This is a genomic window from Blastococcus sp. Marseille-P5729 (assembly GCF_900292035.1).
GTDB lineage: Bacteria > Actinomycetota > Actinomycetes > Mycobacteriales > Antricoccaceae > Cumulibacter.
Window position 1 is genome coordinate 1,391,904 of the sequence record NZ_OMPO01000001.1, and the last position, 16,674, is coordinate 1,408,577.

Genomic DNA, 16,674 nt, shown 5'->3' on the forward strand with positions numbered 1-16,674 from the left:
TGCACGTCCTGGTCCGTTCGCGATGCCCTCGTAGTAGATCGACGTCCACCCGTCTGGCTGATCGTCCGAGAAGAACCGGTTCACCATCCGCCCTCGGCGGATGGTGAACCGGATGCGGGCGATCGAGGCCTAGGTCCGGCGTCGTCCACCGAGCAGCATCAGTGCGCCGGCCGCCAGTAGCACCAGGGCCCAGGTACTGAGGCGATCGGCCTCCAGTCCGGTCTTCGCCAACGGCGGCCGGGGGGCGACCGGCTGGCCGGGCACCACTGGGGCTCCTGGCGAAGCCGGCTGGTCGCCGGTGGAGTGCTTCGTCGTCGTGACGCACGTCGGGCACGGTGACGGCGGGTTGTCACCCTGCGCACCGGTGATGTGGTTCTTGATCGTGACGTTCCAGGCATCGGCGTGCACCGTGACCTGATACGACAACGCCACCGACTTTCCTGGCTCGATCTGCGGGACCGTCCAGGTCAGCTTCGAACCACCGAGCTGTGCGCCCTCACCCTGAGTCACCGACAGGAACGAAGCGTGATTCAGCACCTCGCTCATGTCGTCGGTCACGACGACTCCGCTGATTGGCGAGATCGAGTTGTTCGCCACGAGAACCGTGTAGGTGATGACCTGGCCCGGCTTGACCTTCGACCCGGAGGCCGGGTCAGCCGACTTGGTGATGGTGTACGACGGGGGCACCTCGTGCTCGGTCGTGGTGGTGCAGGTCGGGCAGTCGGTCGGCGGCTGCTCGCCGGTCGCGCTAACCACGTTCTTCAGGTCCGCGCCCCAAGTGTTCGCCTTTACCTTCGCCTCGTAGCTGATGGTATACGGCGTGGTGCCTGAGACCGTTCCTAGCTGCCACGTCAGGGTGGTGCCCGATATCGACGCGCTTCCTTGCGACGGCACGATCGCGGAGACGTCAGCGTAAGGCAGTACCTGCGATAGATCGTCAGTGACGACCACGTCGTCGGTGACCCCCTCGCCGGTCGGCGTCACGCTCACCGTGTAGGTGATGGTGTCGCCGGGCTCGACCTTCGACCCACTCACCGGGTCAGAGGTCTTGGTGAGGTAGTAGCCGGCGTCCTGCCGCACGAGGCTGTTGGTGATGGTGACCTGCGGGCCGGTGCCGTCCTCACTGAGCGGCGCGACGGTAAAGCTGATCGTCTGTGCCGTTTGGTCGAGGCTCGGGCTGCTGCCGCCGGCTACCTCGAGATTCACCGGCTGCCAGGAGTAGCGCGGGCCGGCCTCGGGCAGGGCTCCTTCGGTCACCGAGCACTTGGCGCCGATCGGTATCTGCTGTTGCGCGTCGATCGTGCCCTCCGGCGACACCGTCGCGGTACCGGACTGCGTTCCACCAGAGGCGTCGGTGCATTTCCACGAGACGGGGAACTTCGTCTCCGCGAACTCGCCCTTTTCGTCGCCGATCAGCTTCTTGGCGATAGACAAGCTCGTGGTGATCCGTTCGGTCTTGTTCGTGACGGTGATCGTCGCCTTCTCACCGAGCGCGACAGTCGCCGGCTGTCCGGAAATCACGTGCTGGCCGGTGAAGACGTACGACGGATCGGTTGCCGCCGCGCCGCCTGCGGGCGCCGTCTCGGTGATCTCACAGCTGGACCCGACGAGGATGCCAGGGATGCTCGCCTTGCTCGGGTAGCTCAGCGCCCAGGTCCCGGTCTGTGGGTCGTCGCCGGGATGGGTGCAGGTGTAGGTGCCGCTGAACCCGAGGTCGCTGGCCGGCTGTACGCCGTCCGGCAGGTCGATCACCTTGGTGATCTCGAGCTCGCCGTACTGCCGGTGCACGCTGTTGGTGATCGTGACCGTCTGCGGCGCTCCGGCGACGGTGGTCACCTTCCCGCCTGCCGGGTCGTACGTAGGGGTGTTCCACGCGTAAGACGAGTCGACTAGCAGACCTGCCACGGGTGTGTTCTCGGTGACGGTGCAGGCCGCGCCGGTCGGTACGCTCGTGCTGAGCGAGGCGGTGCCGCCAGCGGCGGGCAGCTCCCAGGTGCCGTTCTGGTTGTCCTCCGGTCGCGTTCCGTCGTGCGTGCACTGCCAGGTGCCGGTGACCTTGGCGTCAGGCTTCAGCGCCTTGGCGGCGTCGCCATCGAACGCCTTTGCGACCTTCACCTCGCTGTACACGCGGGTCGGCGAGTTGGTCACGACCGCCTTCGACGTCCCCTGCGCGGTGATCGGAGCGGGCTGGCTCACGTGAGGCTCGGTCCAGGCCCAGGAGCCGTCGACCAGACCACCGGTGGGAGCGATCTCGGTCACGGTGCAGGAGGAGGTAACCGGTAACTGGTCGGGGGCCGGCATCCCGGCATCGGCGGTCAGCGTCGCCGACCCGGCGCCGTCCCGCTTCCACGTGCCGGAATACGTGCTGGTCGTCGTGCCCTCGGTGTAGGTGCACTGGTAGGTGCCGCTGAAGGCCGCCTGGGCGGTGATCGCGTCAGCGTTGGTGCCGTACGCCTTGTCGATCGCCAGTGCGCCGTACGCCCGCGTGATGGTGTTGGTGACGGTGATCGTCGGGGCGTCCCCGCCGGCGCTGATCGTCACCGGGTCGCTGCTCGCCGGCGAGCCCCAGGCGTAGGAGGCGTTCACGAGCAGGTCGCTGGTCAGCGAACTCGCCCGCTCTGTAGCGCTGCAGGTCCAACCGTTCGAGATCCCTTCGACGGTCGCGGTGCCGCCGGGCCCGAGGTTGACCGTGCCGGTCCGCTCCGGTCCGCCGTCCTTGAAGCGGCACGAGTAGTCGATAGCGAACGGGGTGCCGGTGGCGGCGTAGCCGGCCGTCTCACCGTCGAGCTTCTTGGTGATCTTCAGGGCTCCGGTGGCGTGGTTGACGGTGTTCGTGACGGTCATCGTGGTGACGGCGCCGGCTTCGACGGTCGCCGCGCCGTAGGCCGGGGCGCCCCAGGTGTACGACGGATCGCCGTTGGCTGCCGCGGGATTGCTCAGCGCGTTCTCGCTGACGGTGCAGGACGAGCCGATGAGTACGCCGTTGGTGGGGAACCCGCTCACCGTCGCCTCGCCGGCACCGTCTCGGCTCCACGTTCCAGTGACCGCCGGGTCGTTGCCGTAGGTGCAGCTCCACGTGCCCGCGTAGGCGTGGTCAGCGGCGACGACTGAGTCGGGGTCGGTGAGGATCTTGGTGATCTTCAGCGAGTTCGGTCCGCTGTAGACGCGTGTGATCGGGTTCGTGACTGTGAAGGTGGTTGGCTCCGAGACGACGACGCTCGAGCTCGGATCGTAGGTCGGTGCCTCCCAGGCGTACGAGCCGTCGACGAGCGTGCCCGCGGCGGGCAGCGCCTCGGTGGCTACGCAGCTCGATCCGAGCGGGACGGCGATGGTGGCCGAGCCACCGTCGCTCACCTGCTGCGGGCCGAATGTCTGTGGAGCCTGCGAACCCGGCACGGTGCACGTCAGGCTGATCGCGAAGGTGGTGCCCGGCTTCAGACCGGCGGTCTGCCCGCTGACCTTCTTCTTCACCGTGACGTCGACGGTCTTCGCCGAGGTCGTGTTGGTCACGGTCACCGCTATGGGCGTGTTGGCGTCGCTGACCTTGAACGTGGCTTTGGTGCCGGAGGTCGTCACGCCCGTGCCGGAGTAGGTGACCGAGTCCCAGGTGTAGGGGTCGATCGGGTTCGCCTTGCCGGTCTCCTCGACCGTGCAGGTGGAGCCGAGCGGGATCGTGGTGCCGGCGGGGAGCTGGGCGGTCTGGCCCGCCTTCGCTGTGAGATCACCGCTTACCGTCTCGCCGGACTGCGGCGTGCACACGTAGTGGAAGGTGAACGCGGTGTCTTGGTAGGCACTGCCCGCGGCGCCACCTACCACCGTCTTTCCGACCGTGAACTGGCCGGTGACCCGCAAGATCGGGTTGGTGACGGTGATCGTGCCGCCGCTCGGTGTGAGCGTGACCGGGCCGTCGATGCTCGGCGCGCCCCAAACGTACGACGAGTCGGTGCCGCTCGGGGGTGTCGTGACCGTGTTTTCGGTCGCGCTGCACGCTGCGGTAACCGGGATCGTGTCCAGGCTGCCGTCGGTCGCGGTCAGCGACGCGGAGCCCGTCCCGATGACGCTCCACTGGCCGGTCGCGACCTCTGAGCCGCCGTAGGTGCACTTCCACGTGCCGTTGAAGGTCACGTTGGACCCGTTGAGCCCATCCTTGGCCGTGACGGCTTTGACGATGGCGGGCTTGGCGTACACGCGGGTGACGGTGTTGGTCACCGTCACTGCGGCGGTCTGGTCCTTGGTATCGATGGTGACCTGCTGGTCGGCGGGCTTGGGGCCCCAGGCGTAGGAGGCGTCGATCAGCGCCGGAAGCGCGCCCTCGCTCACCGTGCATGCCGTGCCGATTTGCAGCTGGGGCGTGGACTGGGGGACTCCGGGCACCAGGTCGAAGGTATGGGCGTAGTTAGCACTTTCGCCCTGCGCCGGCGCGTTGCACGTGACGGTGACCGGAAAGGTGCTTCCGTTCAGGACGCCGGCGGTCTCGCCGGTGACCTTCTTGGTGACCGACAGATTGCCGTACGTCGGGTTGGTGCGGTTGGTGACGGTGACTGTCGCGCTTTGTCCGGCGGTGGTCGTGACGGTGCCGTTGGTCAGCCCTTCATACGTCGGAGCGGCCCATTCGTACCCGGCGGCGAGGTTGCCGGTTGGCGACTGCTCGGTCACGGTGCAGGCCAGGTTCGCCGGCACTTTGATCGTCTCGCTGCCGCCGTTGGCCAGTTCGGCGGTCCCCTTCTCGCTGTCGGAGCACTTCCAGTCGACCTTGAACTCCTTGGCGGCGCCGCCCGTGTAGCCGTCGCCGACGATCTTTTTCTCGATCGTCAGGCTTCCGGTGAGCTTCGTGAAGTAGTTGGTGACGGTGACCTTCTGCGTGGCGTTATCAGTGATGGTCGCAGGCGGGCTGATCGTGTTGCCATCCCACGCATAGGACGCATCCGCGAAGTCGCCGTTTTGGCCGGAGGGGCCGGTTTCGGTGACGGTGCAGACCGAGGTAGCCGGGATCCCGGTGACCGTCTTCGAGCCAGCGACGCTGACCTGCTCCGAGCCGCTCTTGACCGTCGTGTTGCCGATCTTGCAGTCGTAACCGATCGCGAAGGCACGGTTGTCACCTCCGGTGTAGCCGGTGGCGGGGGTGCCATCGCGCGGGGTGACGACCTTATTCAACTGCAGAGATCCGAAGTTCTGCTTGTACTCGTTGGTGATCGCGACGGTCGCGGAGCCTTGATCGGGAATGACGACGGTCTGGGCGGGTGCATAGGCGGTGGACACCCAGGTGTAGGAGGTGTCCTTCAGGTTGGTGCTGCCGGACGGCGCGGTCTCGGTGACCGTGCAGGAGGTTCCGGCCGGGATGCCCGTGACGGTGACCTCGTTGCCGGCACCCGGGCCGACCTGGAACGGTACTTCGGCGCCGCTGCCACACTTGTAGGTGCCAGAGAATGGCTTACCCGTGCCGACGTAGCCGCCCTCTGGACCTTTGACGGTTTTGGTGATCTTCAGATCACCCTTCTGGAATCGGTTAGTGACCTCGCAGGTGACCGAGGCGTTGTCAACGAGAGTGACCTTGTTTCCATCGGTTACCGCGACGGCTGCTCCGGCGTCGTTCTTGCACGCCCAAGCGCCCTGCTGGACGTATCCGACGGGGCCGGTCTCGCTCAGCACGTAGGTGCCAGCTTTGACCTTCTGCTTGGTGACGCCGGCGCTTCCGGACGCACCGGAGATAACGCTAGCGCTGGCTCCCGATCCAGTCGCCGTCAGCGTCCAGTTCGCAGGCGTCGCGGTGCCGCCGTCCACCTTCTTGACTAGGGTGAGTTGGGCGTCCGGCTTGTACTCGTTGGTGTATGTGCACGTCACTGGTGCCGCTTTGTCCGACGCAGGTGCGCCGACCTTGAGGGTGAACTTGCCGTTTGTGAGATCCTTGGTGATGTCCACGGACTTGTTTTCACCGTCAACGCATTGGATGTCTTTCACCGACCACTTGTCGCCTGGGGGCGCCTCGGTCACGGTTACCTGCTGGTCTTGCAGCAGTTCCTTCGGGCCGTAGCTCTGTCCGCCGCTCAGCGTGAACGTCTTGTTGTCCCATTCGCCGCTCCGCACCGAAGATGTCGTGCTGAAGCTGAAGGTCTTCGCCGGGGCAACCGAGCCGTCTGCGGTGAGGACCTTCTTGACGATGGTGAGCGATCGCACCTGCTTGAACGAGGCGTAGAGACAGGCGGAGGTGGTCGCCTTCTCCATCGTCCAGAAGGTCTGCCCGGTGCCGCTTGGATCAAGGGTGGCAGAGCATTGCGCGCTCTGGTCAAAGCCTTCGAGTTGAAGCTTGTAGGTGATGCCATCCTTCAGGAGGGTCGTGCTCGATACCTGTGAGATGAAGCTGATCCAGTCCGCGCACCCGTTGGCATTCGGGGTGCCGGCCTGGTTGTTGCTCCAAGGGTTGAGTTCGGCTGGTGACTGCTCGCATACGGTTGCCGTGTTCGGCGTCTCCGCGAGCTGGTAGGTGAACGAGACCGTGTTGTTGCCAGTGAAACCAGGGAATCGGATGTTTACATTGCCCTGGTAGTACTTCGGGTGATTGCCGTTGATCGGGTTGTTGTAGTGGGTCACCTTGGCGAGCAGGAAAACGTCTCCGTCATTGACCGTGGTGACATTATTCGGGGTCACCTGAACAGCGCTCTGCTTGGAAAGGTTCACGGCGCCAGGGCAATTGGCGACATCATTTCCGTGCGACACGATCGCGTTCGCGCCGGCGCTTACGAAGGTGTTCGCGCTCGGGCTATACCGGGTGCAGCCACCGGCGGCGGTGGCGGGGTCGGTGGTCTGGCCGCTGAAGGTAGCGGTCTTATTGCCGGTGTCGTAGGTGACGCCGGTGTACGAGGTCTGGTTGGACACCGAGGCCTGGACACCGCCGAAGTTAATCGTGGCGGCCGCGGCCTGCGGCAACTGAGCATCGGGAACCACCATTGGCACGCCGAGTGCGAGCGAGGCAATAACCATCACCGTCAACAGCCGACCGACGTGCGCGGCCACCGATCGACGCGTCTTCGTCATATTTCCCCCCGGGATCTGGGCGCGAGCGCCCGTGGCCCCCCCATGGCGCCAACGCGATTAGACAGTGGGCGCGGCGAAACTCGCAAGTAGCACACAAAAGCAGGTGCCGTGTTCGATTCGGAAGTTGGCAGCGAAGGTGGCCACTACCTGGGCAGATCACGATTAGGTCACGGTTGCCCATGAGATGCATCACAACTGGCCGGTAACGACAGGCAATCGCCAAGGTCATGCAGATCTTCGAGGGCACCAACCAGATCCAGCGCCTGGTCATCTCCGGCCACCTGGCGAGTAGCGGTGCTCACCGCGAGTTGGCGCGAGCGCTCGGGCGGCGGGTCAGCTTCAGCAGCACCGGGCCGCGGGCGTTCGCAGGCGCGGAAGCCCCGCACCCGGCCGATCCGTCGGCCTTTCCGCTGGGGCACCCGCCGCAGCCGCCGTCCGGGCAGCCGCTCGAGAGTTGCTCGGTCGTGATTCGCCCCATCCGGATGAGGTGATCCAGTGACGCGTCCACCACCGAGGGGTCCAGGCCGGCACGCCGCGCGATGTCGGCTCGGGATACGGCACCGTGGGCGATCGCCTCGGACACCGCCGTCAGCGGACCACTCACCACAGCAGCCGCCCGACCTGGAAGACCGCCACGGCGAGCACCCAGGCGACCACGAACTGCATGCCGACGCCGAACACCGTCCATCGCATGCCGATCTCCCGGCGCTGCGCCGCGAGGGTCGCGACGCACGGCGTGTAAGCGAGCAGGAAGACCATGAACGCGAAGACCGCCGGTGCGGTGTGCCCGCCCGAGGACTCCTCGAATGCCTCGGTGATCTTCGCACCGAGCGCGGAGTCGTCGCCGGTTGCCCCGGGATCATCGACGGCGTACGTCTGGGCCCACGACGAGATCACCGCCTCCTTGGCCACGAAGCCGGTGACCAACGCACCGGTCGTCTGCCACGCGGCGAATCCGGTGGGCTGGAAGATCGGGGTGACCGTCTGACTGACCACGGCGTACGCCGAGTCCTCGACGGGGGTGTCGCCGAAGGATCCGTCGCCGCGCACCGGCCAGGACTGCAGCGCCCAGACGACGATGACCGTGACGACGATGATCCCCGACGCGGTCCGCAGAAACCCCTTCAGCCGAACCCAGGTCACCAGCGAGATCAGCCGCAGCGTGGGGCGTTGGTACGGCGGCAGGTCCATCATCAGCGGTTCGCTGCCCACGGCTCGCCAGAGCGTCTTCTTCAGCAGCAGGCCGACGCCCACGATCAGCAGGATCGAGACGACGTACATCGCGAAGACGACGGTTCCGGCGTAGCGCGGGAAGAAGATCGTCGCGAGCAGCACGTAGACGGTCAGCCGGGCTGAGCACGAGGTGAACGGGACGAGCAGCGCCGTGAGGATCCGCTGCCGAGGTGTCGACAGCACGCGGGTCGCGCTGATCGCCGGCACATTGCAGCCGAACCCGACGATCAGTGGCAGAAAGGCCTTTCCGGGCAGCCCCATCGCGCGCATCCATCGGTCCGCGACGACGGCGGCGCGCGCCATGTAGCCGGAGTCCTCCAGCAGCGCCAGCAGCAGGAACATCAGGGCCATCAGTGGCACGAAGGTCAGCAGCATGCCGACGCCGGCGATCAGGCCGTCGATGAGCAGCCCGTGCACGACGGTGGTGTCCAGACCCGCCTGCTGCAGCACCCAGGATGCGCCGTCCGACAGCGGTCCGGCGACGAGCGTGTCGAGGCCGTCCTGCAGTGGCGCCGCCACCGTCGTGGTGATCTGGAAGACCGCCCACATCGCCAGCGCGAACACGATCGGTCCCCACACCCGCGACAGCGCGATCCGGTCGAAGGTGTCTGACCAGGACCGGCGGGTCACCGCCTCGCGAGCGGTCGCGGAATCGACGGCTCGCTCGATCCACGCGAAGCGGTCGTCGGCGAGCGCGAACCCGTCGTCGTCCGCGGCCGGGAAGTCACGCGGCGGTGTCACCGGCCCTCGGACGGCCCTGGCGACCGCCCGCTGCAGGTCGTCGATGCCGGTGCGACGCCGCGGGTCGACCTGCACCACTGGGACGCCGAGGGCCGCGCCGAGCGCAGCGCTGTCGACGGTGATTCCGCGCCGGGCGGCGACGTCGACCATCGTGAGTGCCACGACGATCCGGTAGGCGTGCTCGCGCAGTTGCGCCACGAGATAGAGGCTGCGGCCCAGATGGGCGGCGTCGACGGTGACGACGACGGCCTCCGGTCGCTCCGCCGCCGGCACGTCGAGGAGCAGCGTCCGGGTGAGCGCCTCGTCGGGCGAGGCGGGGTCGAGGGAGTAGGCGCCGGGCAGGTCGACGAGGTCGTAGGTCTCGGCGGCCTTCCACGCACCGCGGCCGACCTCGACCGTGGTGCCGGGCCAGTTTCCCATGGTGCGGCGCGCACCGGTGAGGGTGTTGAACAGCGTCGACTTGCCGACGTTCGGCGCTCCGGCGAGCGCGACGACGGGCGCGCCCTCGGGTGCTACCGCACCGGTCGCGTCCCCGTGGCACGAAGGCACGCTGGCGACGGCAGCGTGCGGCTGCTCGTCGTGCTCGGCGGTCAAGACGCCGCGGCTGTCGGGGTGCTCGGCGCCTCGGCAGTCGTCCTGATGTGCAGATTCTGCAACGTCCCCTTGTCGAGGGCGAGCCGACTGTCGCCGATGGCGATGACCCGGCCACCGCCGGGGGTCTTCTGGACTGCGGTAAGCACAATGCCGCGGCGTACGCCCAGCTCCGCGAGCCGTCGCACCGTGGCGAGATTCTCCTCAGTACGCAGCACGCAGGAGATCACGCCGGAGGTGCCGACCTGGCAGGCGTGCAGGTCGACGCAGTCCTTGCAACACTCGTTCACACCTGCGACGTTACGCCTTAGGCATGCCTAGTTAAGGGCATCTCGGGCCCGTCTTGTGAGACCCGTCAGACACTAGCGACCAGCGTGGCCGGCTACCGCACCTTCAGTACGATCTTGCCGGTCGCGCGGCGCTCGTCGATGGTCTGCAAGGCTTGCACGACGCCCTCCATCGGGAAGGTGGCGCCGATCGGCGGGACGAGCTGACCGTTGGCCACCTTCGGCTCGAGCTCGCCCCACTGCCAGGAGAAGTAGCCGGGTCGCTTGCCCGCGTAGGCACCCCACCCGACGCCGACGACGTCGATGTTGTTCAGCAGGAGGCGGTTGACCTTGACCTCGGGGATCGAGCCCTCCGTGAAGCCGATGACCAGCAGCCGGCCGTCGTTGCGCAGGGATCGCAGCGAGTCAGTGAACCGGTCGCCGCCGACGGTGTCGACCACGATGTCGACGCCCTCGCCACCGGTCAGTTCTTTGACGGCGTCCTTGAAGCCGTCGACGAGCACGTACTCGTCGGCGCCGGCCTCCTTCGCCACCGTGCCCTTCTCATCGGTCGACGTCACGGCGATCACCTTGCCGGCGCCGAACGCCTTGGCGACCTGGATCGAGGCAGTGCCGCCCCCGCCCGCCGCGCCGTGCACGAGTACGGTCTCGCCCTCGCTCATCCGGCCGCGCGGCAGCAGACCGAAGTGCGCGGTCATGTAGTTAAAAGGCAGGGAGGCCGCCTGCTCGAAGCTCACGTTGTCCGGGACCTTGAAGACAAGACCCGGGTCGGCGACGACGTACTCGGCGAATCCGCCGAGCATCGAAAGTGCGCTCACCCGATCGCCTGCAGCCAGGCCCGAGCCCTTGGGCGCCTCGAGCACGACCCCACCGACCTCCGCGCCGGGGATGAACGGCAGCTCGGGCTTGATCTGGTACTTGCCGCGCGACTGCAGGACCTCGGGGAACGCCACGCCCGCGGCGTGCACCTCGATGAGCACCTGCTCGGGTGTACGGGTCGGCTTCTCGGCCTCGACGACGGTGACGGCTTCGGGACCGTCAAGGGATGCGATGTGGACAGCCTTCATGGCACCGACCTTACGTAATACCGAGCGGGCGCTCCACCGGCGTACCGTGACGGAATGATCATCGACCTGAACGCCGACCTCGGCGAGGGGCTCGGTATGTGGCAGATGACCGACGATGAGGCGCTGCTGCGCATCGTCACCTCGGCCAACGTGGCGTGCGGTTTTCATGCCGGAGACCCGTCCCACATGCTGCGCGTCTGCCGGTTGGCAGCGGCGGCCGGCACGTCCGTGGGCGCGCACGTCTCCTACCGCGACCTCGTCGGCTTCGGACGCCGGTTCGTGGACGTCGAGCCCGACGAGCTGACGGCCGACGTCCTGTACCAGCTGCACGCGATCGACGGCGTCGCCCGGTCGGCGGGCACGACGCTGCGGTACGTCAAGCCACACGGTGCGCTCTACAACGCGATCGTGCATCACGAGGCGCAGGCCCGCGCCGTGGTCCAGGCGCTTGTGCTGTTCGGCAGGCCGCTGCCGGTCATGGGGTTACCCGGCGCGCGATGGCTGGAGCTGGCCGCGGCCGAAGGCCTGCGGGTCGTGCACGAGGCCTTCCCGGACCGGGCCTACTCCCCAGACGGGCGGCTGGCCACTCGCGGCACGCCCGGGGCGAAGATCGAGGATCCGGACACCGTCGCGGCACGCGCGACGCGGATGGCGCGCGACCGCGAGATCGTCGCCCTGGACGGCTCGGTCATCGCCGTCGACGCCCACTCTCTGTGCGTGCACGGTGACTCCCCCACCGCAGTGCAGACCGCGAGCGCCGTGCGCGACGCGTTGACCGGCGCCGGCATCGAGGTGAGGGCGTTCGCGTGAGCATCCGGCTGCTGCCGTACGGCGAGCGCGCAGCGCTGCTCGAGGTCGGCTCGATCGACGAGGTCATCGGCACCTACGATGCGGTGCAGCAGCTCGCTCTGGACGGTCTCGAGGACGTCGTCCCCGCTGCCGTCACGGTCCTGGTCTCCTTCGTGGACACCGCGGCCTTTGATCGCGCATTGCCTGCGCTGCAAGGGATCCAACCATCGAGTGGCGGCCACGGCCCAGGCGAGCTCGTGACGATCCCGGTGGTCTACGACGGCGCGGACCTGGCGGACGTCGCGGAGATCACCGGCCTGAGCGTCGAGTCCGTGATCGAGGTGCACAGCGGCGCCGACTACACGGTCGCCTTCAACGGGTTCGCCCCCGGATTTTCCTATCTGATCGGGCTCGACGAGCGGTTGCGCGTGCCCCGCCGGCGCACCCCCCGCACGACGGTGCCCGCCGGATCGGTCGCGATGACCGGCCAGTTCACCGCCGTGTATCCGCGGGAGTCCCCAGGTGGATGGCAGCTGCTCGGCCGCACCGAGACGGTCATGTGGAGCAGTCACCGCGACCAGCCCTCACTCCTCCACCCCGGCTCCAGGGTGAGGTTCCAGCCGGCATGAGAACGCTGACGGTGCTGCGCCCCGGGGGCCGCACGACGGTTCAGGATCTGGGCCGGCCGGGAAATGCCTACCTAGGGGTCGGCCGATCCGGTGCGGCCGACCGGCGCGCATTCGGACTGGCGAACCGGGTGCTGGGCAACCCGCCGTCCGCAGCGTGTCTGGAGACGACCCTCGGCGGGTTGTCGGTTCGGGTCAGTGACCCGGCGTGGCTGTGCGTGACCGGGCCTCGGGTCGAGGTGACCGTGGACGGCGCTCCCGTCGGTCACCACACCGCGTTCTACGTGCCTGCCGGCGCGACGGTCGCGGTCGGCGTCCCCGCTCGGGGAATGCGCAACTACCTCGGCGTCCGGGGCGGGATCGACCTGCCGCCGTTGCTGGGGTCGCGGGCCACCGACCTGCTCGGGGGCATTGGTCCAGAACCGCTGCGCGAGGGCGACGTGCTGCCAGTGGGGCCGCTGCCCGACGACCCGCCGGCCGGTATCGACGTCTTCCCGGTCGTCGAGCCGACCGACGTGGTGGAGCTCGTGGTGGGCCGCGGGCCGCGGATCGACTGGTTCACCGACGAGGCGTGGCCGATGCTGCTGCGCACCGAGTACGTCGTAACCGCTGACTCCGACCGGATCGGCGTGCGGCTAGACGGACCACCGTTGCCCCGGGCCCGGAACGACGAGCTGCCGAGCGAGGGCCTCATGCAGGGGGCAGTCCAGATACCGCCGATCGGGACGCCGGTGTGCTTCCTGGCCGATACCCCCACGACCGGCGGATATCCCGTGATAGCCGTCGTCCGCCAGACCAGCCTCTCAGACCTGGCGCAGGCCCGTCCCGGCCAAGGCGTGCGCTTCCGACCGGGATAAGTTGGGACCCGACCCTACGCCTCGATCCGCGCCTGGAGACCACATGCTCAACCATCACGACCACGGCGACGTCGCCGTCATCACGCTCAGCCGCCCCGAGCGCCGCAACGCGCTCAACGTCGAGCTGTGCGACATGCTCGGCGAGATCGTGCGTGAGAAGGCGTCCCGGGGGTCGCGGGTCGCGGTCATCACGGGCGAGGGCTCGAGCTTCTGCTCCGGGGCAGACCTCGACGCGGTGTACGGCGATGCATTCTTGACCGCGCTGTACGGGCTGTTCCAGAAGATCATGGACAGCCCGATGCCCGTCATCGCCGCGATCAACGGCCCGGCGATCGGCGCGGGCACCCAACTGGCTCTCGCCTGCGACCTGCGGCTCGCCGACCAGCGGGCGGTGTTCGGCGTACCGACCGCCCGCAACGGTCTCGCGGTGGATCCGTGGACGATCCGGCGGCTGACCGAGCTCGCGGGCGGCGGCATCGCGCGGCGGCTGCTGATCGCTGCCGGGCAGATCGACCGCGTCGAGGCGATGGAGTGCGGGCTGGTCGATCGCGCCGGCGACCTGAACGACGCGGTCGCATGGGCCACCGAGATCGCCACCTTGGCGCCGCTGTCCGTCGCCTACAGCAAGAAGGTTCTGAACAACCCGGCACTACCCACCAATGACCCGGGACTGATCGCCGACTTCCACGCCTGCTTCGCCAGCGAGGACGTCGCCGAGGGCCGGCTCGCCCGCACCGAGAAGCGCGCCCCCGTCTTCAAGGGCAAGTAACCCCTTCCGGTTCGGCGGGGCAGTCGAGCTACTTCTTCTTGCTGAGCTTGGCGATCATCTTCTGGATGCCCGGCTGGGTAGCCGTGTAGGCCTGCGCCCAGGTCTCGAACTGCAACGCGGCGTCGAAGCCGGACTCGCTGGCGAGCTTGACCGCGGTCTTGATGTTGCGAGCCAGACGTGGATCGAGGTCCGCAGTCGTCTTGGCGAGCTCGAGGGCGGCGTCCATCGGGTCGTCGGCGAGCGCGGCGACCAGGCCGAGGTCGTAGGCCTGCTGGCCGGTGAGCCGGCCACCCTCCAGCAACAACTTCATCGCGCGCTGGCGGCCGAGCGTCTCGACCAGCAGCGGCGTGCAGCCACCGCCCTGATGAAGCCCGATCCTGGAGAAGGTCGCGGCGAAGTCGGCAGACGGCGAGGCGATCACGACGTCCGCCGCGAGCGCCATGTTCAGCCCGGCTCCGACCGCTGGGCCCTCGACTGCTGAGATGACCGGCATCTTCAGCTCCCGAAGGCCGAGGAAGCTCTGGTAGACGACGTCGCCTAGGTGGTCGCGGATGTCGTTGATGTCATCGCCCATGGTCCCGAAGACGTCGGGCAGGTCGGCTCCCGCGCAGAACGCGCCGCCTTCGCCGGTGACGATCACGACGCGGGCGTCCTTGTCGGCGGCCAGCGAGGAGACCTTCTCGGCTAGCTCGCCACAGAGGGCGTTGTCGAGTGCGTTCTTCTTCGCGGCGTTGTCGATGCTGAGGATGCGAATGCCGTCACCGGCGTCGCGTAGCAGGATCCCGGGCATGTGGTCGTCCTTCCGGTGGAGGGGCAGTCGCGCCGATGGCGGCAGCTCGCTCTACTCTGCCACGCGCCGGACCGCGGCCTGTTACACGGCCGTCGTGACCTGGACGCCGTGCTCCTGCAGGTCGGTGTCACTCACGTGCTTACCGGTCACGATCTGCCGAACGAGCCCCAGCCCGGAGGGCGCGTGGGTCTCGTCCTTGCTGATCGCGAGCTGCTCGAAGGCCTGCGCCACGATCATTGCCCGGTGGTCGCCGTGGCAGGCGATCTCATGCGCTGCCTGGGAGGCGAGCAGGATCCCCATCGCCAGGGTGGCCATGTCGTCGGTGAGCGCCCCCATCAGCACCTCCGCGTCGTCCGGTGCGGAACCGAGCACCGCCTCGGCACGCGCGCTGACCGCTTCGAGCCGGGCGGCGAGATCGTCGCGGAGGCCCTGCAGGGCGGCGTCGTCCACGGTCGACAGGCGCTCCCTCAGCTCGTCGAAGAGCACCTTGTGCGCGCCGAGCTTGCGCATCGACCGCAGCACGTCCAGGGCGATGACGTTGGAGGCGCCCTCCCAGATCGAGCCCAGGTGCGCGTCGCGCAGCAGGCGGGGGTTCACCCACTCCTCGATGTAGCCGTTGCCGCCGCGGATCTCCATCGCCTCACCAGTGGCCCATCGGGCGCGTTTGCACAGATAGTGCTTCGCGAGCGGGGTCAGCAGCCGGATCAGGGTCTTGGCGGTGTCGTCACCGTCGTCCGCCTGCTGCAGGGTTTCGGCACAGTAGAAGATCATGCCGAGCCCGGCTTCTACGTCCGCGGTCATTCGGAGCAGATCGAGCCGCATCAGCGGCTGGTCGATCAGCGGCCGCCCGAAGACGACGCGATGGTGCACGTGCTGCACCGACTCGTACAGACCACGGCGCATCAGGGCGACGGCGCGGACGGCGTTCGACAGCCGCGACATGTTGACCATCTCGGTCATCTGCCGGAAACCGCGCTCGAGCTCGCCGACCTGGACGGCGTACGCCCCGTTCAGGGTGACCTCGCCGGAGGCCATCGAACGGGTGCCGAGCTTGTCCTTGAGCCGCTCGATCCGGTGGTCGTTCAGGGACCCGTCGGGCTTGTGTCGCGGCATCATGAACAGTCCGACGCCCCGAGTCGAGGCGTCCTCGCCGCCGGGGAACCGCGCGAGCACCAGGGTGATGTCGGCGCCGGCGTTGGAGGCAAACCACTTGCGTCCGTGGAGCCGCCATCGGTCACCATCGCGCTCGGCCACTGCCTCGGTCATCGCGATGTCGGTGCCGGCCTGCAGCTCGGTCATGAACATCGCACCGGTGAGGCGGTCCGGGTCGGTGGAGGTGAGCCGGCGGACCGCCTCGGAGACTTCCGGGTCGTCGCTACCGTGTAGACGGAGCGTGCGGGCGGCGCTGTCGGTCATGTTGATCGGGCAGGCGAGCCCGAACTCGGCCTGGGTGTAGAGGTAGGTCATCAGGTACTTGACCAGCTGGGGCGGCTTGCTCTCCCACCCGTGGACGGGGTGATGCGAGACGGCCGCGAGGCCGTACTCGCCGAGCAGGATGTCAGCCATCTCGGTGTACGCCGGGTGGTAGACGATCTCGTTGGCCGGCTGTCCGTCCTTGGCGAAGGCCCGAAGCGTCGGCGGGTTCTTGTCGGCGGTGTCGGCCAGGGGATCGATCCGGTTCGCGACGTCCTCGCCGAGACGGTGCAGCAGCGGCTCGAGCAGTTGACGGTCGCCGTGCGGCACGTGCCGCTCGATCAGTCGGGCGAGGGCGGTATCGGCAGTGTAGAAGTTCGGCTGGCTCATCTGGTCTCCGATCGGCGCGAGCGTGACTTCGAGCATCCCTGACTGTCCTGATCGGCGTCCAGGGGTTCCGCCAGCCGGGCAGCGATCGT

11 protein-coding genes are annotated in these 16,674 nt (G+C 67.9%); 4 read left to right on the forward strand and 7 right to left on the reverse strand.

The window, feature by feature from the left end; translation table 11 throughout:
• Positions 1-129: 129 nt before the first annotated feature.
• From DAA40_RS06775 to DAA40_RS06795, 5 genes are all read right to left on the reverse strand, one after another.
• Complete coding sequence (locus DAA40_RS06775; RefSeq protein WP_158716284.1) at positions 130-7,032, reverse strand: DUF5979 domain-containing protein; 6,903 nt, start codon at positions 7,030-7,032, stop codon at positions 130-132.
• Positions 7,033-7,330: 298 nt separating this feature from the next.
• Positions 7,331-7,636: a FeoC-like transcriptional regulator gene (locus tag DAA40_RS06780; RefSeq protein WP_199849550.1), complete on the reverse strand. Its 306-nt coding sequence runs from the start codon at positions 7,634-7,636 to the stop codon at positions 7,331-7,333.
• On the reverse strand, positions 7,633-9,600 hold the full coding sequence (gene feoB / locus DAA40_RS06785; RefSeq protein WP_106848874.1) for a ferrous iron transport protein B: 1,968 nt from the start codon (positions 9,598-9,600) through the stop codon (positions 7,633-7,635). The genes DAA40_RS06780 and feoB overlap by 4 nt, the downstream gene beginning before the upstream one ends.
• The gene (locus tag DAA40_RS06790; protein WP_199849551.1) at positions 9,597-9,887 is read right to left on the reverse strand and encodes a FeoA family protein; all 291 of its coding nucleotides are present in this window, start codon (positions 9,885-9,887) and stop codon (positions 9,597-9,599) included. Before DAA40_RS06790 ends, feoB begins: the two co-directional genes overlap by 4 nt.
• 92 nt (positions 9,888-9,979) lie before the next feature.
• The gene (locus tag DAA40_RS06795; RefSeq protein WP_106848875.1) at positions 9,980-10,951 is read right to left on the reverse strand and encodes an NADPH:quinone oxidoreductase family protein; all 972 of its coding nucleotides are present in this window, start codon (positions 10,949-10,951) and stop codon (positions 9,980-9,982) included.
• 54 nt (positions 10,952-11,005) lie between these two features.
• On the opposite strand from DAA40_RS06795, the gene DAA40_RS06800 reads away from it, so the two are divergent.
• From DAA40_RS06800 to DAA40_RS06815, 4 genes are read left to right on the forward strand one after another with little or no spacing between them, the layout of a single operon-like run.
• Positions 11,006-11,761, forward strand: coding sequence for a LamB/YcsF family protein (locus tag DAA40_RS06800; protein ID WP_106848876.1), 756 nt, complete (start codon positions 11,006-11,008; stop codon positions 11,759-11,761).
• Positions 11,758-12,369, forward strand: coding sequence for an allophanate hydrolase subunit 1 (locus DAA40_RS06805; protein WP_234356257.1), 612 nt, complete (start codon positions 11,758-11,760; stop codon positions 12,367-12,369). The genes DAA40_RS06800 and DAA40_RS06805 overlap by 4 nt, the downstream gene beginning before the upstream one ends.
• Positions 12,366-13,223: a biotin-dependent carboxyltransferase family protein gene (locus tag DAA40_RS06810; protein ID WP_106848877.1), complete on the forward strand. Its 858-nt coding sequence runs from the start codon at positions 12,366-12,368 to the stop codon at positions 13,221-13,223. The genes DAA40_RS06805 and DAA40_RS06810 overlap by 4 nt, the downstream gene beginning before the upstream one ends.
• Positions 13,224-13,266: 43 nt before the next feature.
• A complete protein-coding gene (locus DAA40_RS06815) occupies positions 13,267-13,992 on the forward strand; it encodes an enoyl-CoA hydratase (RefSeq protein WP_106848878.1) in 726 nt (241 codons plus the stop codon).
• A gap of 28 nt (positions 13,993-14,020) precedes the next feature.
• On the opposite strand, the gene DAA40_RS06820 is transcribed toward DAA40_RS06815, so the two are convergent.
• Together DAA40_RS06820 and DAA40_RS06825 are read right to left on the reverse strand one after the other, a co-directional pair.
• Positions 14,021-14,782 carry an enoyl-CoA hydratase-related protein gene (locus DAA40_RS06820; protein ID WP_106848879.1) on the reverse strand — a complete coding sequence of 254 codons (762 nt, stop codon included), beginning with the start codon at positions 14,780-14,782 and terminating at the stop codon, positions 14,021-14,023.
• Positions 14,783-14,863: 81 nt separating this feature from the next.
• Complete coding sequence (locus DAA40_RS06825) at positions 14,864-16,621, reverse strand: acyl-CoA dehydrogenase family protein (RefSeq protein ID WP_199849552.1); 1,758 nt, start codon at positions 16,619-16,621, stop codon at positions 14,864-14,866.
• Positions 16,622-16,674: the final 53 nt, after the last annotated feature.